Consider the following 20194-nt stretch of genomic DNA (forward strand, 5'->3'; position numbering starts at 1 on the left):
TTGTTCATATATGTCGTGGACGTAATGTGTGACGCAGATAATCGAACGCTAGCGTAAATAGCGGCCACAGCAGGGCGCCGATCAAGGGTCCTAGGAGTAGTGAAAAATGCCATGTGATGGTGCCTGCCCAAGCCTGCCACAACCAGACCAGCAAACGGTGCGTGAGCAGTAATAGAAATATGAAGAACAACTGCTCCCAGGACGGCAGGCCGCGGACTCTGCCAAGACTGGTGTAGAGCAGATAAATCATAATCACCCCGGCGATGGCCTGAGCCCCCAGCACATCCCCGAGCACCATGTCCTGCAACAGACCAATCAACCAGACGATGGTGAAGCTCAGTTCAGAGCTGCCGCTGATCGCCCAATAGAGCAGCAGTAGAGCAACAAAATCAGGATGGAGTAACGCATAAAACGGGCCGCAGGGAATGATTTCTGCTGTAAGTGCAAGGAAAAAGCCGAAAATGAATGAGATGGCGATCATGGTGTAACTACGGGCTGCGGGGATGGACGATCCCAGAGCATAAGCACCGTGCTCAACTGTCCCAAGCGAACGGCTGGCCGCACTGCGATCTGTGCAAAGGGTTGGTCACCATTATGGATAACTGCGGAAATCGTACCGACGTTTAGCCCCGGTGGGTAACGCCCACCTAAGCCAGAGGTGACAAGCCTGTCGCCGACTTTTAGGGAGGTGTTGCGCGGTTGAAAGGGTACTGCAAGGCTGTCAATATCCCCCCTGCCGTCCACCAGCAAGGGGGTGTCCGAGTCTGTGGGCTGTACGGGAATGCTGCTGTCCAGGTCAGAAAGTAGCGCCACCTCACTACTCATAGGTGAAACACTGACTACCTGGCCAGCCACTCCGCCCGTGGCAAGAACGGGCTGTCCGACAAATATTCCTGCGCGCGCCCCCATGTTGACGACCAACAGTTGGCTACCGGGTGAGAAGTTCTGCGCGATAACCTGTGCGACGGCCACTTTCCCGGGCGGTTGGGGGATGCTGTCGAGTAACGCAAGAAGTTGACGATTCTCGTTACGCAGGATATCTGCTTCTAATAGTTTGGGTTGGGCACGGATGAGTTCAGCGCGTAGTCTGACATTTTCGGATGCTAACGCGGCACGGCTTTGCAGGTAGTTGTTAGCCCGCTGCCAGAAGCTGATTCCCTGCATGCTGATCCACTGCACCGGATAGGCCATAGTCAAAGAAACGCTTTCTATGTTGGAATGTTTTTCGCTGAACACCGAAACAAATACGGATAATACAATAAGCACCGCTACACGAAGGAGCGGCGGGTAGCGGCGAGGAAAAAACAATGCAGGCATGGTAGCTCAGGAGAAAGCGTAAACTTAATCGTCGGCGAATACCTCACCCAGCAACTCCAGTTCTTCGAGCGCCCGACCGCTGCCCCGTGCCACGCAGGTTAACGGATCCTCCGCAATGATGACCGGTAGTGCTGTTTCCTCCATGATCAGGCGATCCAGATCGCGGAGGAGGGCGCCACCACCGGTCAAGACCATGCCCCGTTCAGCGATATCGCCAGCGAGTTCGGGAGGCGTCTGCTCCAGGGCCAGTCTGATGGCACCGACAATTGCACCTAATGGCTCCTGTAGGGCTTCAAGAATTTCATTGCTGGTAATCGTAAAGGTCCGTGGAACGCCCTCGGCGAGATTGCGTCCGCGTACTTCCATGCTAAGCACTTCCTGACCGGGATAGGCACAACCCACCCTTTTCTTGATCTCTTCGGCGGTAGTCTCGCCAATCAGCATGCCATAATTGCGGCGGATGTAGTTGACGATCGCTTCATCCATTTTGTCGCCACCGACACGCACGCTCTGGGAGTAGACTACCCCGCCCAGCGCGATGACACCGACTTCGGTGGTGCCGCCGCCAATGTCCACCACCATAGAGCCAGTCGGTTCCGCAACGGGCATCCCGGCCCCGATGGCGGCCGCCATCGGCTCTTCAATCAGGTGTACTTCGCGTGCACCCGCACTCATCGCCGATTCGCGGATCGCACGCCGTTCCACTTGCGTTGCCCCATAGGGTACACAGACGATAATCCGCGGGCTTGGACTCAGGAAGCGTTGATGATGCACGCGTCTGATGAAGTGCTTGAGCATGGCCTCGGTAATCTGGAAATCGGCAATCACGCCGTCTTTCAGGGGGCGGATTGCCGTAATGTTGGCCGGTGTGCGGCCCAGCATACGTTTGGCTTCTTCTCCGACGTACATCCGACGGCCGGTAGCCCCATGCCGCCCGGTGTGGATGGCTACCACGGAGGGTTCAGACAGTACAATACCCTTGCCGCGCACGTAAATCAGGGTGTTGGCAGTGCCTAGGTCCACGGCGAGATCAGTGGAGAAAATTCCTAGAATTCGTTTAAATATCATCAAGTTGGAAGCCTTGCTGAAAATGGAAGAGACGGCTTCGAAGGGGCAGTAAGGTTACTGCATCCGCGACAAGCCATGTGCAGGGAGCAGTTTAGCATGAGGAATGGCCGGGACCAAAGCTATGAAGCCTGTGGCTGAATGGCTACTGCATCCGCTTTGAGTTGTGCCTGAACCGTCAGTGGACGCTGCCGGGTGTGTTCGGCAGAAATCAGCGGCGCGGCCACAAAAAACCGGCGCTGGGCGCCGGTGCATTACGCTCGTTACCTGCAACAGTTTATAAATCTTATAAATCGTAGGATTTCGGAAAGGCGATACCGTGGTTGCTTGCCATGTCTTTGTTGAGTACCGGCAGGTCCAGTTTGTCTACGCGAACCTGTTTTTTGGACTGCAACCAGTGGGCGAAAACTTCCCAAACGGGCTTGCCCTCCACGGGTTTCATGGATGCCCATCCAGCCACCTTGTACTTTTTAGTGGGCGACATGGATTTACCACCAACCCGCATGTTGCTGCAGCGGTGATAAATTTTTTCATCAGGGTTGAAGTCGTATTGAATGTTGCCGACCCGAATCATGTCCCCACCCTGTTGATAATAAGGGTTGGGGTTGAAAATGTTATCAGCGACCTGTTCCATGATGTTTTTGATTTCTTCGCCTGTATAGGTGTTGACGGTTACCTGAGGATAAGTGATGGCGGTTTGTCCCATCACATCTTCCATGGTGATGGTTTCACCCGGAAGCTTACAGTAACCCCAGCGGAATCCTGGTGAGAAAGATGCCTCACAGTCCATTTCTTCGCGCAATGCATCGCAGATGAGTTGGTCAAAAGTGCCGTTAAAGTTGTCACGCCGATAAAGGAGGCTTTCGGTAGTCGCCAAGGGCTGCGCAAGCTTATCTTTGTAAGGTGCGCGGACCTTTTGAATGTATGCGGCCATTTCAGCATCTTCTTTGATCAGGTTAGAGAATACCGGCAGGTAATGGAAACGCCAGCCATTCAGCTTGCCTTTACCCACATCCAGATCAAATCGTGCCAATATCTTGCCGTTGGTGCTGGTATTTATGATCAGGGTTTTGTTCACCATAAATGGCTTCGGACCCATAATATCGTGGGTATGCCCCCCGAGAATGATGTCAATGCCGTTCACCAGAGACGCCATCCTTTTATCCACATCAGCGCCATTGTGAGAGAGTACGACGACCAGATCAACATGATGCTGTTCACGGCACTCTGTTACCATTTTTTGCATATGTCCGGTGTGGATGCCGAAGCCCCAGTCCGGCATAAAATGCTCAGGATTGGCGATGGGCGTGAACGGAAAAGCCTGGCCGATCACCGCGATTTTGCGTCCGCTTACCTCATGAATGTGGTAGGGCTTGAATACCAGTTCTTGCCAGGTATTGTTAAAGATGTTCTGTGCCAGAAAGTTTGCCTTCAGTTCGGTTTTGACCAGATGTTCCACCTGATCCTGGCCGTAGGTGAACTCCCAGTGGCCGACAAAATCGTCAACACCAAGTAAGTTCTGGGCACCGACCATATCCGCGCCTCTGGTCCAGAGGCTGGTTGCAGAACCCTGCCAGCTATCGCCACCGTCCAACATAAGCACCTTATCTCCGCGCTGCGCCCGGTATCGCTTGACCAGGCTGGCGATATGGGCGTAACCGCCAATTTTCCCATATTTGTGGGCCAGGGTGTCATAGTCGAGGCAGGAATAGGCATATTCGTTAGATGCCGGTGTGGCTACCCCATAATAATCCAGCATCCATTTCCCACAGAGGTGGGGTGTTTGATTAAGAACTGGTCCAACACCAATGTTGGTATCAGGTTCCCGCCACCAGACCGGTAAAAGCTGGGCATGGGAATCAGTCATGTGCAATAAAGTCACATTACCATAATCGGGAATTTCATAGGGGTCTGCATCGGCACCCCAGGCAGATTGGGCGGCACCCGGCGAAAAAAAGCTTGCTGCACCCGCGATACCCATCAACTGCAAAAAATCACGCCTTCCTAAATTCATGGAATCCTCCAATAGTGCTCAAAGCCCACCGGCCGCCGCCTGCTTCATAACCGTAATGATCTGCCGATCCAACTCATTGGCGACCTTCGCGGACTCGGCATTCTTCGGAAAGTATTTCAGGGCATAGGTAGGTAAATAGGTCATAAGTTTAAGTTGACCTCCTTGTTCGTACATCACAATTTTACAGGGTGCAAAGGCCCCGAATTCTGGAGTTGTCTTGAGAATTTTAGCCCCCAGCACCAGATTGCATACCTCATAGATGACGTAAGGCTGGCTGCTCTTGATGCCGCGTTCCTGGAGCCCCTGCTGAACATCCAGGGAGCCCACGACATTCATGTTCTCTGCTTCTGCACCACTCTGGATCCCCATCTTTATTTGTGCAGGGGTAACCCCCTTCTGTACATTCACGACGTAGAGTGGGCTGCTGGTATTGATGGCTGGCATCCCGGACACCGGTGCCGCAATGCTTGCGGCGACTGCTGGCCCGCAAAATAACAATGCACTGCACAGGAGGGTGGCCGGTACGAATGAGATCATTTTGAGTCTATTCATCATTTGTATTTCCCGTTAGTTGGTTGTTTCAGACGAGCCGTTTCAGAGGAAAGGATGTCGCCCGATAGCTTAGATTAGGGTCGATAGCCCGGAACATTGATTTTGATGCTGTTGCTTAAAATAAGCTCATAAAATATCCCGGATTGCGATGGTCCATACTTTCCGGAGCTGTCGCTGCCCCTACTTTTTTGTCGCATCCTTCCATACGTTTTTGCAGCAGTGTTCACTGCTGGCCACGGGGCTCGATAGGTCGGGAAATGAGCGCGTTCTCTCAGTGCCGGCGACCCACTGGGAAGGGCTGTAATATTTGTCTGTAGCACAATCACATTGGCGTTGCCATTTGATATTGGTTATATATTTCAGGGCTGCACTCATAAGACCCCGATGCATATTTCTCCAGTGGCATGTGAGAGGCTGCTGTTTGAAATATTTGTGGGACTGTTGAAGATTTTCGGTGGGGCCGACCCTGGTGTTGTTACCTCGGTCCCACCAGCTCAATGCCTGAGCAGTGCCACTAACGCCAGCAAGACTGACTATTGAAAGCGCGACTGGCAACCGCTTCATGGTGTTCTCCTTGTTGGAAAGGCGGACATGCCACCCCAAAATCAAGCTACGGTCAGTTTGGAGTCGGCACTCCAAATCCCGCCTGTATTGTCTTTCCAGACCATCTTCAGGGTGCCGCTGCTTTCTGCGCGTAATTTAAAGGCCAGGTAGGGGTTGGCGCTCACTGCGGTGCTCCAGTCGATATCTAGGAGCGGCTTGTTATTGAACGTAACATTTACCGTCTGGATGAAATGAGCGGGAATAAGCTTGCCCGCCTTATCCTTCATCAGGCCGGTGGTCATGGGATTCATGATCAACGAACGCACTTCAATGATCTCACCTTTCTTTGCGCTGCTCGCCATGCGAATCATGGGGTTACCGATATTGTTTGACATGAATGCTATCCTCTGTAAAATTGGGGTTTTCTGGAATTAACCGCCGCAACCACCGATAGTAACTTTGACTTCACGCGGTGCTGAGGCCATTAGTTCACCTTTGTTGGTTTTCGCTACCACGCGGACGTTGTCCGTCTTGGCCATCTTGATGCGTTCCTGAATATAAGCCTGTCCGCAAGCCGGGGTGAAGGTAAACTGGCTGGCAAGGGGGGTTGGGTTGTGATCCACGAACAAGTAAACTGCGGCGATGTAGTCATCAGTGGTCATCGGCGAATCAATTTCGATGGTGACTGGCACTGCACCACCGTTCTCAGCGATGGTCGGTGCGGTCAGTTTGACTTTGGGCGAAACAGCCACCTGTGTTTTGCCAATGGCATTGCTCATGGCCTCTTTAAGGACCTTGGCATCAAAAGCCTTGGCGGGCCAGCCCGGCACATTATCCGCAAAAGCCAACTGGGGTCTGATCAAGCCAATCCCCGCTGCGGTGGCGACCGCTCCAGTGGCTAAGGTGGTACCTAAAAACTGGCGTCTATGTATCGTTTTATTCATCACAAAAAGTCTCCTTAAGTTTGCTCACTGGTTTAATTCAAAGACTACGTTTCTGCCAAACCCCAGCACCTTGGCGTAAGGGAGTGGAATTATCGCCAGCGGCGTACGTGTTTACCTCGAATGGCAGAGTCGACTCATCACTGCGCTTCATTAATATGCTCATCTGACACTACAAATCCCACGGGCGGTGGCGGGCAATGTCTAGCAGCTTTCATGCCAGAGTGGTTTTACGCTCTTGTCACCGGGCGACGGTTGATATTGTAGTAGATTATATGGGGTGATGCGCCGACACAGCGGACTGAACAGCAGATAAAGTCAGACTATTTTAATCCAAGCTATAAAAGAGGCGTGCGGTGTCGGGTTGAACTGCTATTACCAGGGATCAGTGGTGCCGACTTCAGGAGGATGTGTGCAGTGCATTCTGGGTGGCTTCTGCTGTGCCAAAAGGGCCAGCTCGTGATGGCACGGCCCATTATTTCTTCCATCAGGTGTCGAGGGTGTCGTCTTCACCATCCTGATCACCCAGGAGCCCAATATTTTTCATTTTGGTGCGCAGTTGTTTGCGGCTGATTCCCAGGAGAACCGCTGCCTGGCTCTGGTTGAACCGGGTCTTTTCGAGTGCGTTGAGTACAGTTTGACGCTCAAGCGCTGGCAGGTCGAACGGACTGGTGGAAGCAGAGCAAGCGTTATCATTTTGCTGTTGAGCAATTTCGGTGGGTAGATCACTGCGCTGGAGGTGGCCATGGCGATTGAGGACAACCATCCGTTCCAGAAGATTTTCGAGTTGACGGATGTTCCCTGGCCATTCATATGCCTCCAGGGCGGTCAGGGCGTCTGGAGCGATGGTGACCATGGGACCCCGGCCAATAACCGTACAAATTTGTTGCAGAAAATGGTGTACCAAAGGCGCGATATCGGCACGTCGTTGCCGCAACGGCGGGATATGGAGTGGAATCACGTTGAGGCGATAGTACAGGTCCTCGCGAAAATGGCCTTCACTCACGGCTTTTGCAAGATCAACATGTGTGGCGGCGACGATGCGGGCCGCAAGGCGTTGGGGCTGATGGGTGCCGAGGCGGGTAAACTCCCGTTCCTGCAAGGCGCGTAACATCTTGACCTGCATGGGCAGCGGCATGTCACCGACCTCGTCGAGGAAGAGCGTGCCGCTGGCTGCCATTTCCAGCTTGCCCGCCTGGGCCCGGGTGGCGCCGGTAAAGGCGCCGCGCTCATAGCCAAAAATCTCACTTTCTACCAGTTCCAGAGGAATGGCGCCACAGTTGAACGCGATAAAGGGCTGTGCGGCTCGTGGCGATGCCTGATGCAGCGCGCGTGCAACCAACTCTTTTCCGGTACCGGATTCTCCGGTAATGAGTACGTTCGATGGCGCCGGTGCCACCAGATCAATAGTCTCCAATAATGTCTCAATGGCGCGACTCACGCCGATCAGGCCATGTCGACGCGGCTCCCGGTGCAGCGGGGGCAGGGATTCCCCGTGTCGGCCCAAAGTCTGGCGGATGAGTGCAATAAGCTCGCCTTCATCGACCGGCTTGGTCAGATAATGCTCTGCCCCCGCCTTGATGGCTTCTACGGCCTGTTCAATCTCTCCATAGGCCGTAGAGATGATGACTGGGATCTCCGGGTGTGCTTCCTTGATCCGGCGCAGCAGACCTGTTCCCGACAGGCCGGGCAGACGCTGATCTGTCAGGACCAGGGCGGGATGCTCGGTCCGTATCATGTCCAGCGCTTCCTCGGCATTTTCCGCCGCGATGGTCGGGTAGCCCTCCGCCTCCAGGACCGCGACAAGCACACGACGCAGATTTTTTTCGTCTTCTACAATCAAAACAGGGTTTGTCATGGACTACTCGCTGCTGAATTTCGAATGGCTCTAACTTAACCTATTTTCGACCTGAGAGGGGAGACGCAGCGGCAAATGCAGGACAAAATCCGCACCGCTTGCCGTGGTACGCAGTTCTACCCCGCCATCATGCACCATCATGATCTTGGTAACCACGGCTAGCCCGAGCCCGCTGCCTTTAGTTTTGGTGGTGACGTAAGGCTTGAAAATGGTGCTGCGTTTTTCATCGGGTATGCCAGGACCGTTGTCGCGAACCCCAATATTGAGCTGGTAGTATGGCAGTGACTCTGCATAGAGGGAAATATGACCGCCTGTTGGGGGTAGGGCGTCTATGGCATTGAGGAGCAGGTTGCTGAGTGCCTGCCCGATCAGCGATGGGTCCAGCAGTGCGTGTAGTGACGGAGAGCAGTCCACAGAAACAGCGATGGCTTTGGCCTCCAGATCGACGGTATGGCGTTGTACGCTATGTTTCAGCAAACTACGGATCTCCGTATCTACGGGCATGGCGGCGTAAGGCCTGCCAAAATCGAGAAAACCCTGGGTCATGTCGTAGAGGCGTTGTACTTCCTCTTCAATGATGCGAATAAAATCCCCCTGATTTTCCTCATTCCCATAGCGTACCAGATAGCGTGCGGCGCCCCGCAGAGAAGACAAGGCATTGCGAATCTCATGTGCCACCTGCGCCGACATCTCACCGATGGTGGCCATGCATTGCATGGCTTGCTGGCGTTGATGTAGCTGCCGAAGTTCCGTCAGATGCTCTTTGAGACGTTGCTCTGTCAGGCGGAATGCACGTTCCAGACGATGCAATTCATCACCGGACAGGGGTTGGCGCGGTGTTATTGGGCGCTCTTCGAGACCTAGTCGTGCCTCCATGTTCTCGATCTCGCCAAGGAGTCGCAGTACTGGACGCGTCATTGCCAAGCTCACCAGGTAAGCACCCAATAAACCCAGTAAAGCCGTAATCAAGCCAAGTATCAGCAGGCGGCTGGTCGTGCGATTCAATCGCTGGTTGACGAGTTCGGCGATCTGCTGGCGATCGCTGTTCACCCAGACGGCACCGAGGCGATGTCCGTCCGCCAGAATGGGGGCCATAAACTGGTCGCCCTGGTGATTCGCCACCTCGGGCAGTGGCCGCCGGATGGCCTGCCCCAGTTGCGAAATGTTCTTGCTGGCGACAATGACGCCCAGGTGGTTAACCACCATGACCGAGCGCACCAAAGGATTATTGGAGTTGGCCAACTTGTTGAGCTTGCCGCCATCCTTGAGGAGCAGCGGATCTGCGGCGTCACTGGCCAGATTCTGGGTCAGGCGCATCAGTTCAGTCTGCACCTGGCTGGTAAGATCCGTACGTACAGAGGTATACAGAAAGAGGGCAATCAAAAGATAGATGAGGGCCACCAGCAAGAGCACAAAAGCCATGCTCTTGGCACGCCAGGTCATATTCTGCCAAGACCGCAAGATGGGATGTACCACCACGATATAGGACCGGGTCAAATTGCGCACGATGCGCGCCAAGAAGGTGTGTAACGTGCTTACCTCATGTGGGTCTGGAGAGGTGCTGCCGCGCACCGATACCTGGTCGTCCTTGAAAGAGCTGCTCATGATCTGGGCGAACTAAAGTTCTGAAAGCCCGTGCCGCTCATGGCCTCTGCGGGTAGCGCCAGGACCTTCTTTTTCACTCGATCGCGCAACTCCGCCGGTAACTGGCGGTTGGCAGCCAGTGTCCAGGCTGGTGCATCTCCCGCATGCTGTATAATGGACCAGGTTCCGGGTAATTCCTTTTCCAGAGCAGTGATGGTTGCTACCCGAACAACGCCCAACTGCACCTTTCCGTCGGCCAGGTGGGTGAGTACGGCGCGCTCTGATCCCACGGCTAACCAAACGATGGTGCGTCCGTTTGCGAGCTTATGCAGTTTTCCCGTCGCAATAGACTTCCCACTGCAATAGGGACTGGCATAGGCGACCGACAGCGGATTGGATAATCTCAGCTTGCTCTCCTTCGGGGCATCGCGCGCGATGATGGCCAGCCCCTGTTCGTGTTTGTGCGGCACTGATTCTGCGAGCGGAATCATCCATTCCTTCTCTGCGGGTACCATTTTAGGTGTCAGCAAGGCGAAGTCAAAACGTCCCTTGCGCCCATCTGCGACATAGGTGTTTTCATTACGGGGTATGACTATTTGGACGGGGCGGTGGGTGATTCGAGATAATGCCTCTTGTAGCGGCGCAAAAATACGATAGGCAGAAAGGGGAGTGAACGTGGGTGGAATACCGAGTGTCAGGGCCTCCTGCCCAACCTTGGGATTCAAGGCGACACCGTGTATGTCTATATAGAGCGTACGCAGTACGTTGTAGTCTTCATCGCTGACGGGCTGAAAGCCTGCAGCCAGTCCACCTAAAGCATGGATGGCAGCCGGATCGGCCCGATCAACCTGTAGAAGAGCAGCGGTCAGGCGCGATCGTACGGCCGCCGGAACCTCGGATGAAGCGGCTAGCAGGTCGCCTGGCCCTACATCAGCGCGGGCGATAATACGCAAACTGCCTGAACGCAAGTAGGGCGCCGCTACATTTTCTGCCACGGCCGTCGCGTCGTAGAAGCGTGCGGCCACATCCATCAGAGCGCTTTGGTCAGAGCCGCTCTGACGAAAGGTGCTGAAGCTTTTGCGTGTGAGTCCTACTTCGTGGAACAGCGACAGGGGAATCAGCGATGAAGCCGCACAGGCCGGATCTCCCATCACGAAGCTCTGGTTGCGGAGCTGGAGGATGGTGTGAATGTTGCTATCCTTGCGTACGACAATCACACTATGATTCCCGCCAGAGGTGGGTGTTACCCCAACCAGTGGTTGGTAGGCTTCAGTATGGGCGGTGCGAATATAGGAAATCGGGCAAAACAGGGCAATCTGTGCCGTCGGTTTCTCGGCCTCATTATAAAAGTTTTCCAGATTGGCACTGAAGCTGAGGGTAACCTTCTGGCCGACTGCCTGACTCAGATACTTGGCGAGCGGTGTGAATGCGGCATACATCACCGCTGGGCTGCTGACCGGCGGCAGCAAAAAGCGCAGATTGGCCTGCGCAGACATACTGAAAAAACAGAGGATCATCCACAGCCAGAGGCGTTTGGGGAAAGTCATGTTCGCTTCCTGAGTCGCGCGTGTCCTATGGCCTTAAGCAAAAGGAGTGCCAGATTATATGTCCAGTCTCGACAACCTCAATCATTTTAATGGGCTTGGTGACGCACACATGGTCGACGTCGGCGGAAAAGCGGTAACCATTCGAGCGGCACTGGCGGCGGGCGAAATCGTCATGGCGGCAGCGACGCTGGAGTGCATAGAATCTGGACGGATGGGGAAGGGCGATGTTCTGGGAGTGGCACGCATCGCGGCCATTCAGGCCACCAAAAAAACATGGGAACTGATCCCTTTGGCACACCCCTTGCTCCTCACGGGTGTCGAAGTCGAATTGACTCCTGCTCATGACCCGGCGCGGATCGTTTGCCGGGCCGAAGTGCGCTGTGCTGGCCAGACGGGTGTCGAGATGGAAGCCCTCACGGCGGTTTCCGTGGGTTTGCTCACGATTTACGACATGTGCAAAGCCATAGATCGTGGGATGTTGCTGCAAAACATCGGCCTCTTGCGGAAAGATGGCGGCAAGACGGGCCTCTGGGAGAGAGATCAGGCGTCCTGTCTGCCCTCCGCCTGATTACCTACTTACCGCGGCTTGGTGAAGAGCTGTAACGCACCATCACATCCCGATCCTTCCAGTTCGCCTCTTTCAGGATCTCATCAGGGATCATGTAGCGATCTTGCGGTGCCACATCCTGAAACTTCACCACGCGCAGGACGTCGCTGAAGGCAAGTTTGCGCAACAAGCCGTCTTTGTCTGTAGCGCGGACGATCATGGCGTCCTTGAGGAGGGCGTAGACGTAGAAATTACCGGGGCGCAGCTTGCCTTCCTTATCCTTCCAGGTAATGGTAATGCGCGAATGTTCTTTGAACTCATTGCGAATCATGAGTGAATCTCCTTGGATTGAGTGCCCTTAAACTACTCACCGCGCCGGGTGCAAAGCAAATAAGAGCTACTTATTACAAAATCAAAAACGCTGACTTGCTTTATCAGGTCTGCTCCGCCAACATCTCGGGGATAACGAGATGTCCCCAATTTGGTGCATGCAGACGCGAGGTACAAGATGGCTACCGTCATGGAATTTGAAGACCACAGCAAGCAGGAGATTAAATATACGACTTGCTACATGTGCGCTTGCCGTTGTGGCATCAAGATCACGGTAGAGGATAATAAGGTACGATTTATTCAGGGCAATCGCAACCACCCGATCAATCAGGGCGTCCTCTGTGCAAAAGGTTCCGCCGGAATCATGAAGCAGTATTCCCCCGGGAAGCTGCGTAATCCACTGCGGCGTAAGCCGGGTACCGAGCGTGGTGCTGGTGAGTTTGAAGAAATCTCCTGGGATGAGGCCATCGATACCCTGACCCAGCGTCTCGCCCACATCCGGGCCACGGACCCCAACAAACTCGCCTTTTTTACTGGTCGGGACCAGATGCAGGCACTTACCGGCCTGTGGGCGCAACAGTTCGGTACGCTCAACTGGTCTGCTCATGGCGGCTTCTGTTCGGTGAACATGGCCACTGCGGGTTTGTATATGTTGGGGCATGCCTTCTGGGAGTTTGGCGACCCGGACTGGGACCGCACCAAGTACTTCATGCTCTGGGGCGTCGCTGAAGACCATTCTTCCAACCCCTTGAAAATCGGACTGGAGAAGCTCAAGCGCCATGGCGGCAAATTTGTCGGTATCAATCCGGCGCGCACCGGCTATCAGGCTATTGCGGATGAGTGGGTGCCTATCAAACCAGGCACTGATGGGCTGCTGGCGCTCTCCATGGTGTATGTACTTTTGCAGAATGAACAGTTCGACTGGGATTTCCTCCTACGCTACACAAATGCCCCCTTCCTTGTGGTCAACACCCCTGGCCAAAAGGGTGATGGCCTGATTCTACGCGATGCCGAAGGGCATCCCATGATTTGGGATCTCAAAAAAGAGGCGTTTGCCAATGGGATGGAAGCCGGTTCCAGTGGTGCCCTCTTTGGCGAATATACCGCGCCAGATGGGAGACCCGTGCGTACCGTCATGTCCGTGCTCACTGAGCGTTATCTGGATGATCGTTTCTCGCCCAAAAATGCCAGCAAGATTACCGGGATTCCTGCCGAGACCATTGAACGTCTGGCCCTTGAAATGGCCCATGTGGCCTTTAAGGAAAGCATTGAAATCGAAGTGGAGTGGACCGACTGGGCGGGCCGCAAGCACGACAAGTTCATCGGGCGCCCGGTGTCCATGCATGCTATGCGCGGTATCTCTGCCCACTCCAACGGTATGCAATCGGCCCGTGCTATCCACTTGCTCCAGGTTTTGCTGGGCACCATCGACTGTCCTGGTGGCTTCCGCTCCAAAGCGCCATACCCCAAGCCGGTACCACCGCCCAACAAGCCAGCCCAGCACAGCGCACCCAATACGCCACTTAAATCGTTGCCGCTGGGCTTCCCGACAGCACCGGAAGATTTGGTCATTGATGAAAATGGCCGGCCCAAGCGCATCGACAAGGCTTATTCCTGGGAGGCGCCCATCGCCAACCATGGTCTGATGCATATGGTTATCACCAACGCAGTCAACAAAGATCCTTATGCCCTCGATACGCTGATCTTCTTTATGGCGAACATGAGTTGGAATTCCACCATGAACACGGCCAACGTACAGGAAATGCTTAAATCCAAGGACGACGATGGCGAGTACAAGATTCCTTTCCTGGTGGTCGTAGATGCCTTCCATTCCGAAATGGTCAATTTCGGCGATCTGATTCTACCTGACACCACCTATCTGGAGCGCTACGACGCCATTTCTCTACTTGATCGCCCTATTTCGGAACCGGACGCGATTTGTGACTCCATTCGCCACCCCATTCTCCAGCCCGACCGCAACGTGCGGCCCTGGCAGGAAGTGATGGTGGATATCGCCAGTCGTCTCAAGTTTCCGGCATTCACCAAAGAGAATGGAGAGCCCCGGTTTACGGGCTATAAAGACTTCATTATCAACTATGAGCGGGCACCGGGTATTGGTTTCCTGGCGGGCTGGCGTGGCGCGGATGGTAATAGCCACCTGCGTGGCGAGCCGAACCCCAATCAGTGGGACCGGTATATCGAAAATCAAGGGTTCTTCAAGTATCACCTGCCGGAATCCATGGCTTTTTACCGCTTTGGCAACAAGGATTATCTGGAGTTGGCGCAGCGCGTTGGCTTCAATCCGACGGCTGATCCCATTGTTATCGAATTGTATTCTGAGACCTTCCAGCGCTTCCGTTTGGCGGGACAGGGGCTTTACGATGGGCCGCAGCCCAAAGATCCGGTGGATCGCGAACGCCTGGCAACCTATTTTGATCCTCTGCCCGATTTCTATGAGCCTTTAGAACAGCAGCGTATCGACAAGAAGGAATATCCCTTCTACGCCGTCAACCAGCGGCCGATGATGATGTACCACTCCTGGGACAGTCAGAATGCCTGGTTGCGCCAGATCATTGCCCAGAACTATCTCTATATGAACCGTCAGCGCGGCCTGCAGATGGGTATTGAGGATAAAAGCTGGGTTTGGGTAGAGAGTCATAACGGTAAAATTCGCGTGCAGGTCAAGCTCATTGAAGGCTGCCAGGCAGATACGGTGTGGACCTGGAATGCCATTGGCAAACAATCGGGCGCCTGGGGGTTGAAACCAGACGCTCCTGAAGCAACTCGTGGTTTCCTGATGAACCATCTCATCTCCGAGTTGCTGCCGGCTAGGCAGGGTGAGCGGCGTCTGACGAACTCCGATCCGATCACCGGTCAGGCCGCCTGGTATGACCTGATGGTCAAGATCTACCCGGCATCCCCTGGAGACGAGGGCACTTGGCCGACATTCCCGACCATGAAGCCTCTACCCGGAGACATCCCTGCCCCTGACGTGCTGCGTTATCACACCCACAAGCCCGTCAACCTGAAATCCTGACGCGCCAAGGAGACTGACATGAGACTCGGTTTGGTCATTGATCTGGACACTTGCGTAGGTTGCCATGCCTGCGCAGTAGCCTGTAAGGAATGGAATACCAGCGGTACGACGGCGCCACTGACGGACTACGACCCCTATGGTGCCAAGCCCTCTGGCGTGTGGTTCAACCGCATCCGTCACTTTGAGGTGGGTGACTACCCCTACAATAAAACCATTAATTTTCCCATGTCCTGCATGCACTGTGAGAACGCTGAATGCGTGACCGTGTGTCCGACCGGTGCCTCTTACAAGCGCGCTGAAGACGGCATTGTCCTGGTCGATCAGAATAAATGCATGGGCTGCAACTACTGTTCCTGGGCCTGTCCTTATGGTGCCCGCGAACTGGATCGCGTCTCTGGCACCATGAAGAAATGCACACTTTGCATTGACCGCATTTATGACATGGAGATTCCGGAAGAAGAGCGCCAGCCAGCCTGCGTGTTGACCTGTCCGGCACACGCCCGTATGTTCGGCGATGTTGACGATCCGGAAAGTCCAGTGAGCCGTGCGGTACGCGAGCGGGGCGGTTACCAACTCATGCCGGAGCTCGACTATAATCCCACAAATCACTATTTGCCCCCCCGTGTCCACGCCCCTATCCCGATCGAAGAGCTCAAGAAAAAGGCTGTTCGCAAGGTGAAGGAGTGGGTCAATCGCGTCGTTGAGCGTTAAGGAGATCCCATGCATCCGGCTCTCGCAGTTATATTCCTGACCCTGTTCTCCGGTGGTGGTTTTGGCATCATGGCCCTCACGGCCATCGCCAATGACTTCCAGATTGACGGAGGACTTAATCCATTGCAGACGATGATTGCGGTGATTCTTTCCCTCGTTTTCGTCAGCATCGGTATGTTGTCCTCCACCGCCCATCTCGCGAATCCCAAAAATGCCTGGCGGGCCTTCACCCGCTGGCGCACTTCCTGGCTGGCGCGTGAGGGGGTTTTTGCGGTGCTCTATTATCCGTTCGCGGTGCTCTATCTGCTCTGGGTTTTCTTTACCAGTGGTACCCACGACGTCGCCGGGCTGATTCTGTTGAATCTGGCCGGAGTGATCGGGCTCATTACCATTTTCTGCCAAGGCATGATTTACGCCGTATTGCGCACGATTCGTCAGTGGAATACAGCGCTGGTCCCCGCCAACTTTTACGTTATGGGCTTAGCTATCGGCGCTACGGTGCTGGCCGCAGAGCGGATTATCATGGGCGCTCCGGCGGGCACGCTGGTGGGTATCGCTCTGGCCCTGTTGGCCGCATCCGCCGTCATGAAGGGGATCTATTATTTCTGGATTAGTCGTCCAGGTGGCCCGACCATACGTACCGCTACTGGTTTCAATCGTTCTACCGTGCGCATTCTGGAACAGGGACATACCTTTGGTACCTTCCTGACAGAAGAATTCGGACATTCCTTGTCGGCGGCTAATGCGCGGAGCATCAAAGTCATTATGTACATCTTCGCTTTTGTCATCCCTATTGCCGCATTGGTGATCGGTATTGTCACCGGGCAGTCGGCCTTCGCCTGGATTGCCGTTCTGTCGGTCGTCTTCGGAATTGGCGTGGAGCGCTGGCTGTTTTTTGTCGAAGCGCAGCATGTAGTCAACCTCTATCATGGTCGCCAGCAGTGTTGAGCTCAGTCTCAAAAGAGGGCTAGTATAGATTTTCAAGGGAGCAGTCCCCAAGGAGTGGAAGGCATGTCGCAGGGGTTACTTGCAGAACCGATACGGGAAACCGCGTTAGCGGACCAGTTCGCTCGGCACGTCACTTACCTGCGAATTTCGGTGACTGAGCACTGCAACTTTCGCTGTGATTACTGCTCTCCTGAAGAGGGGACCCCCTTCTTCGCACGGGACGACCATCTTCAGGCAGAAGAATATGACCGCCTGATTCGTATTTTCAGCGGGCTTGGCGTCCGCCATATGCGTTTTACGGGTGGTGAACCACTCATTCATCCGCGGATTCTTTCTCTCGTCGGCTCCGCACGTCGTCATGGTGTGGGCAAGATCAGTATCAGTACGAATGGGTTACTGTTAGGGCGTCACGCCGAGGCACTGCGTCAGGCAGGCGTCAATAATTTGAATATCAGTCTCGACAGTCTTGATCCTGAAGTCTTTGCACGGGTGACTCGGGGCGGTGACTTGCACTGTGTGCTGGACGGTATCGAAGCAGCTATTCTCGCGAAAATTCCACGGATTAAACTCAATGTCGTGCTGCTTCGCCGGGATAACGGAAACGGCCTGCTGGCGCTGGTGGCGTACGCGATGCAGCGCGGTATCGACATACGCTTTATTGAGACTATGCCCTTGGGCGCGGCTGGGGCGGGCGTCCAGGAAGTGCAATTTTTGAGCGCCGCGGAAGCCCAGCAAGTCATAGAGCAGCAATTTGGTCCGCTGCAACCCGTGACTAGGCCCGCGGATAATGGCCCTGCACGTCTCTATCAGCTTCCGGCAGTGCGCTCCCAGGTGGGCTTTATTACCCCCATCAGCAATGATTTTTGTGCAACCTGTAATCGGGTACGCCTCACAGCGGCGGGGCGCCTGGTGTATTGTCTGGGTCAGGATAGTGGATTGGAACTTTTGCCTCTCATGCGGGGGTCGAATAGCGACAGGCAGATTGCCGAGGCGATTACTCAGGGTATCTGGCGCGATAAACCGGAACGGCATCAGTTTGTAAGTGATCCAAGCCGTTCTGCGCGGGTGTTCATGATGCGACTCGGGGGGTAGCCTTTGGGGTGTTTGACGTTTCCGGTAACTGGTGCTACACGCAGTGAGGAGCATCGTGTAGACTACTCATCAATCAACTTTTCTTTCATGTAAACGAGTGACGCATGTACGGTTTTCAAGAAATCACCGCCGATCAGCTCAAAGCCTTGACGGAACAGGGGGATGCGTTCACCTTGATTGATGTGCGCTCGCCCGGCGAAGTCGCACGGGGTGTCATTGATGGTGCCAGACACCTGCCTTTGCACCTGTTGCCTATGTCGTTGCAGCACATGGATAAATCGCAACCAGTGGTTTTTTACTGCCTGAGCGGTGGGCGTTCGGCACAGGCAGCTGCCTTCGCGGCGGCGCAGGGCTTCGGCCAAGTACTTAATTTGCGGGGAGGAATATCTGCCTGGGCCAATCTGGGCTTCCCCATTGTGCAGTTGTCTGGTCAATAAGGATACTCTAAAATAGGGGTGCTTAATCATCAAATCAAAATATTTGCCTTGCTGTTCATGCTTTTCCTGATAGAGTCTTGCAAGTAGTTTTTCAGACATCATAACCGAGGAGGTTAACCCATGGTACAAGAAGACAAGGTACTCGACGCCCGCGGACTGAATTGCCCGTTGCCGATTCTCCGCACCAAGAAGGCGCTTGGTGAACTGACCTCTGGACAGGTCTTGAAGATCGTTGCTACTGATCCAGGCGCCGTAAAGGACTTTGAAGCATTTTCCAAGCAGACCAAGAATCCGCTGCTGGATCAGGCGGAAGCCGCTGGCGAGTTCATCTTTTTTATCCAGAAGGCCTAATTTAACAGGGTTGGGAAGCAAAGCCCGACCGGGAGCACAAAACAATGGACGAGAAAAAGTTAGCAATTATTGCCACGAAGGGCACTCTGGATTGGGGCTATCCGCCCTTCATTCTGGCATCTACCGCAGCAGCGCTCGGCTATGGGGTTGAGATATTCTTCACCTTCTATGGCTTGCAGTTGTTGAAGAAGGACTTGAGCCATCTGCGCGTGAGCCCGCTCGGGAATCCCGCAATGCCGATGCCGATACCGATGCCGACGCTGATGATGGTGCTTCCGGGTATGGAAGGAATGGCCACATCCATGATGAAGAGCAAAATGAAGGCAAAGGGTGTCGCTAGTCTTGAAGAGCTGCGTGAACTCTGTGTTGAAGCTGAAGTGCGGATGATTGCCTGTCAGATGACCGTTGATCTTTTCGAGTTTGATACGGCTGATTTCATTGATGGCATTGAACTTGGTGGCGCTGCCTCGTTCTTCGAGTTTGCCGGAGAGTCTGATATTACGCTCTTTATGTGAACTACCGATCTGCACAGATGGTCAACAGGGGTGACGTAATTAATTGCGAGCGAGGAGCGAGTAAATGGCGACTTACGCTGAGATGAAAGAGATGTTTGACGAAGTCCGCGCGGATTTTCGTTATGACCACGAACTCAATGGATGTTTGAATTGTGGCATTTGTACGGCTACCTGCCCGTCTGCGCAGTTCTATGATTACAGTCCTCGTGAAATTGTTCAATTATTGTGGACAGAAAATGTCGAGCAAATATATGATGCGATGCAGGAAAAAATCTGGGCTTGCGCGCAGTGCATGACCTGCGCAGCGCGTTGTCCCTTCAAGAATTCTCCTGGTGGTCTGGTCATGATCATGCGCGAAGTTTCTATTCGCCATGGCATGCAGTCGGCGAAAGATGTGCTGCGTCCCTTCGGTCGCGTCATGCTCAAACTGATCACCACGGGCAACCAACTCTCTCCAGACATGATTCAGCCCGATCATTTTCCGGATTGGGGTCCCAATATCCAGAAGGTCGAAGGTGATCTGCGGATCCTGCGTAAAGCTATCCCGGTGCGCACCTTGCAAACCGTGGAAACGGCGTGGGAAGTTTCGCTGAAAACCTCCGTGGAGATGTACACCATCTGGGAAATGACAGGCGTACTCAAATCCTTGGAAACCATGGACGAGAATCTCTTTGATGTTATTGAAGATTTCATTGACGAGAAGCGTGAAGATTATGAAGACTGGCTCGCGAGCCAGAGTGATAAGGACTGAGGAGACCATCATGAGCGACAACAGCACGCAGCAGGGCGTAGCGGGTCACGGCGC

Annotated in this window: 20 protein-coding genes; 9 read left to right on the top strand and 11 right to left on the bottom strand. The window is 54.2% G+C overall.

Going from position 1 to position 20194, the window contains the following annotated elements; genetic code table 11:
* Nucleotides 1-4: 4 nt before the first annotated feature.
* From mreD to M7F93_RS03795, 10 genes are all read right to left on the bottom strand, one after another.
* A complete protein-coding gene (gene mreD, locus M7F93_RS03750) occupies nt 5-481 on the bottom strand; it encodes a rod shape-determining protein MreD (protein WP_298169311.1) in 477 nt (158 codons plus the stop codon).
* Nucleotides 478-1317, bottom strand: a complete 840-nt coding sequence (gene mreC, locus M7F93_RS03755) for a rod shape-determining protein MreC (protein WP_298169314.1) — start codon at nt 1315-1317, stop codon at nt 478-480. The genes mreD and mreC overlap by 4 nt, the downstream gene beginning before the upstream one ends.
* A 24-nt stretch (nt 1318-1341) precedes the next feature.
* Nucleotides 1342-2385, bottom strand: coding sequence for a rod shape-determining protein (locus tag M7F93_RS03760; protein WP_298169317.1), 1044 nt, complete (start codon nt 2383-2385; stop codon nt 1342-1344).
* A gap of 283 nt (nt 2386-2668) precedes the next feature.
* Nucleotides 2669-4396 carry a thiosulfohydrolase SoxB gene (gene soxB / locus M7F93_RS03765; RefSeq protein WP_298169320.1) on the bottom strand — a complete coding sequence of 576 codons (1728 nt, stop codon included), beginning with the start codon at nt 4394-4396 and terminating at the stop codon, nt 2669-2671.
* A gap of 18 nt (nt 4397-4414) precedes the next feature.
* Nucleotides 4415-4933 carry a DUF302 domain-containing protein gene (locus tag M7F93_RS03770; protein ID WP_298169323.1) on the bottom strand — a complete coding sequence of 173 codons (519 nt, stop codon included), beginning with the start codon at nt 4931-4933 and terminating at the stop codon, nt 4415-4417.
* A 620-nt stretch (nt 4934-5553) separates the two neighbouring features.
* A complete protein-coding gene (gene soxZ / locus M7F93_RS03775; RefSeq protein WP_298169326.1) occupies nt 5554-5886 on the bottom strand; it encodes a thiosulfate oxidation carrier complex protein SoxZ in 333 nt (110 codons plus the stop codon).
* Nucleotides 5887-5922: 36 nt separating this feature from the next.
* Nucleotides 5923-6435: a thiosulfate oxidation carrier protein SoxY gene (soxY, locus tag M7F93_RS03780; protein WP_298169329.1), complete on the bottom strand. Its 513-nt coding sequence runs from the start codon at nt 6433-6435 to the stop codon at nt 5923-5925.
* Nucleotides 6436-6919: 484 nt separating this feature from the next.
* Nucleotides 6920-8290, bottom strand: coding sequence for a sigma-54-dependent transcriptional regulator (locus M7F93_RS03785; RefSeq protein WP_298169332.1), 1371 nt, complete (start codon nt 8288-8290; stop codon nt 6920-6922).
* A gap of 30 nt (nt 8291-8320) precedes the next feature.
* Nucleotides 8321-9796 carry a sensor histidine kinase gene (locus M7F93_RS03790; RefSeq protein ID WP_298169335.1) on the bottom strand — a complete coding sequence of 492 codons (1476 nt, stop codon included), beginning with the start codon at nt 9794-9796 and terminating at the stop codon, nt 8321-8323.
* 95 nt (nt 9797-9891) lie between these two features.
* Nucleotides 9892-11421, bottom strand: a complete 1530-nt coding sequence (locus M7F93_RS03795; RefSeq protein WP_298169338.1) for a PhnD/SsuA/transferrin family substrate-binding protein — start codon at nt 11419-11421, stop codon at nt 9892-9894.
* A gap of 58 nt (nt 11422-11479) precedes the next feature.
* Between M7F93_RS03795 and moaC the strand changes: the two genes are divergently transcribed.
* Complete coding sequence (gene moaC / locus M7F93_RS03800; protein ID WP_298169341.1) at nt 11480-11989, top strand: cyclic pyranopterin monophosphate synthase MoaC; 510 nt, start codon at nt 11480-11482, stop codon at nt 11987-11989.
* A 4-nt stretch (nt 11990-11993) separates the two neighbouring features.
* Here moaC and M7F93_RS03805 read toward each other — a convergent pair whose 3' ends face one another.
* Nucleotides 11994-12299 (bottom strand): hypothetical protein, encoded by a 306-nt coding sequence (locus M7F93_RS03805; protein WP_298169344.1) that lies wholly within the window; start codon nt 12297-12299, stop codon nt 11994-11996.
* A gap of 177 nt (nt 12300-12476) precedes the next feature.
* Between M7F93_RS03805 and M7F93_RS03810 the strand changes: the two genes are divergently transcribed.
* From M7F93_RS03810 to M7F93_RS03845, 8 genes are all read left to right on the top strand, one after another.
* The gene (locus M7F93_RS03810; protein WP_298169346.1) at nt 12477-15335 is read left to right on the top strand and encodes a molybdopterin oxidoreductase family protein; all 2859 of its coding nucleotides are present in this window, start codon (nt 12477-12479) and stop codon (nt 15333-15335) included.
* Nucleotides 15336-15353: 18 nt separating this feature from the next.
* On the top strand, nt 15354-16046 hold the full coding sequence (locus tag M7F93_RS03815) for a 4Fe-4S dicluster domain-containing protein (RefSeq protein ID WP_298169348.1): 693 nt from the start codon (nt 15354-15356) through the stop codon (nt 16044-16046).
* A gap of 9 nt (nt 16047-16055) precedes the next feature.
* Nucleotides 16056-16994: a dimethyl sulfoxide reductase anchor subunit family protein gene (locus tag M7F93_RS03820; RefSeq protein WP_298169351.1), complete on the top strand. Its 939-nt coding sequence runs from the start codon at nt 16056-16058 to the stop codon at nt 16992-16994.
* A gap of 63 nt (nt 16995-17057) precedes the next feature.
* Nucleotides 17058-18086 (top strand): GTP 3',8-cyclase MoaA, encoded by a 1029-nt coding sequence (gene moaA, locus M7F93_RS03825; RefSeq protein ID WP_298169353.1) that lies wholly within the window; start codon nt 17058-17060, stop codon nt 18084-18086.
* Between the two features lie 104 nt (nt 18087-18190).
* On the top strand, nt 18191-18523 hold the full coding sequence (locus tag M7F93_RS03830; RefSeq protein ID WP_298169356.1) for a rhodanese-like domain-containing protein: 333 nt from the start codon (nt 18191-18193) through the stop codon (nt 18521-18523).
* 120 nt (nt 18524-18643) lie between these two features.
* On the top strand, nt 18644-18874 hold the full coding sequence (locus M7F93_RS03835) for a sulfurtransferase TusA family protein (RefSeq protein ID WP_298169359.1): 231 nt from the start codon (nt 18644-18646) through the stop codon (nt 18872-18874).
* Nucleotides 18875-18918: 44 nt separating this feature from the next.
* Nucleotides 18919-19389, top strand: coding sequence for a sulfur carrier protein DsrE2 (gene dsrE2 / locus M7F93_RS03840; RefSeq protein ID WP_009562304.1), 471 nt, complete (start codon nt 18919-18921; stop codon nt 19387-19389).
* Between the two features lie 64 nt (nt 19390-19453).
* The gene (locus tag M7F93_RS03845; protein WP_298169362.1) at nt 19454-20140 is read left to right on the top strand and encodes a 4Fe-4S dicluster domain-containing protein; all 687 of its coding nucleotides are present in this window, start codon (nt 19454-19456) and stop codon (nt 20138-20140) included.
* Nucleotides 20141-20194: the final 54 nt, after the last annotated feature.

This window comes from Acidithiobacillus sp. (assembly GCF_027322205.1).
Lineage (GTDB): Bacteria > Pseudomonadota > Gammaproteobacteria > Acidithiobacillales > Acidithiobacillaceae > Acidithiobacillus.

Bases quoted from the DNA above. Each gene is read 5' to 3' on its own strand.
- mreD (WP_298169311.1), bottom strand. From the start codon at position 481: ATGATCGCCATCTCATTCATTTTCGGCTTTTTCCTTGCACTTACAGCA.
- mreC (WP_298169314.1), bottom strand. From the start codon at position 1,317: ATGCCTGCATTGTTTTTTCCTCGCCGCTACCCGCCGCTCCTTCGTGTA.
- M7F93_RS03760 (WP_298169317.1), bottom strand. From the start codon at position 2,385: ATGATATTTAAACGAATTCTAGGAATTTTCTCCACTGATCTCGCCGTG.
- soxB (WP_298169320.1), bottom strand. From the start codon at position 4,396: ATGAATTTAGGAAGGCGTGATTTTTTGCAGTTGATGGGTATCGCGGGT.
- M7F93_RS03770 (WP_298169323.1), bottom strand. From the start codon at position 4,933: ATGATCTCATTCGTACCGGCCACCCTCCTGTGCAGTGCATTGTTATTT.
- soxZ (WP_298169326.1), bottom strand. From the start codon at position 5,886: ATGTCAAACAATATCGGTAACCCCATGATTCGCATGGCGAGCAGCGCA.
- soxY (WP_298169329.1), bottom strand. From the start codon at position 6,435: ATGAATAAAACGATACATAGACGCCAGTTTTTAGGTACCACCTTAGCC.
- M7F93_RS03785 (WP_298169332.1), bottom strand. From the start codon at position 8,290: ATGACAAACCCTGTTTTGATTGTAGAAGACGAAAAAAATCTGCGTCGT.
- M7F93_RS03795 (WP_298169338.1), bottom strand. From the start codon at position 11,421: ATGACTTTCCCCAAACGCCTCTGGCTGTGGATGATCCTCTGTTTTTTC.
- moaC (WP_298169341.1), top strand. From the start codon at position 11,480: ATGTCCAGTCTCGACAACCTCAATCATTTTAATGGGCTTGGTGACGCA.
- M7F93_RS03805 (WP_298169344.1), bottom strand. From the start codon at position 12,299: ATGATTCGCAATGAGTTCAAAGAACATTCGCGCATTACCATTACCTGG.
- M7F93_RS03810 (WP_298169346.1), top strand. From the start codon at position 12,477: ATGGCTACCGTCATGGAATTTGAAGACCACAGCAAGCAGGAGATTAAA.
- M7F93_RS03815 (WP_298169348.1), top strand. From the start codon at position 15,354: ATGAGACTCGGTTTGGTCATTGATCTGGACACTTGCGTAGGTTGCCAT.
- M7F93_RS03820 (WP_298169351.1), top strand. From the start codon at position 16,056: ATGCATCCGGCTCTCGCAGTTATATTCCTGACCCTGTTCTCCGGTGGT.
- moaA (WP_298169353.1), top strand. From the start codon at position 17,058: ATGTCGCAGGGGTTACTTGCAGAACCGATACGGGAAACCGCGTTAGCG.
- M7F93_RS03830 (WP_298169356.1), top strand. From the start codon at position 18,191: ATGTACGGTTTTCAAGAAATCACCGCCGATCAGCTCAAAGCCTTGACG.
- M7F93_RS03835 (WP_298169359.1), top strand. From the start codon at position 18,644: ATGGTACAAGAAGACAAGGTACTCGACGCCCGCGGACTGAATTGCCCG.
- dsrE2 (WP_009562304.1), top strand. From the start codon at position 18,919: ATGGACGAGAAAAAGTTAGCAATTATTGCCACGAAGGGCACTCTGGAT.
- M7F93_RS03845 (WP_298169362.1), top strand. From the start codon at position 19,454: ATGGCGACTTACGCTGAGATGAAAGAGATGTTTGACGAAGTCCGCGCG.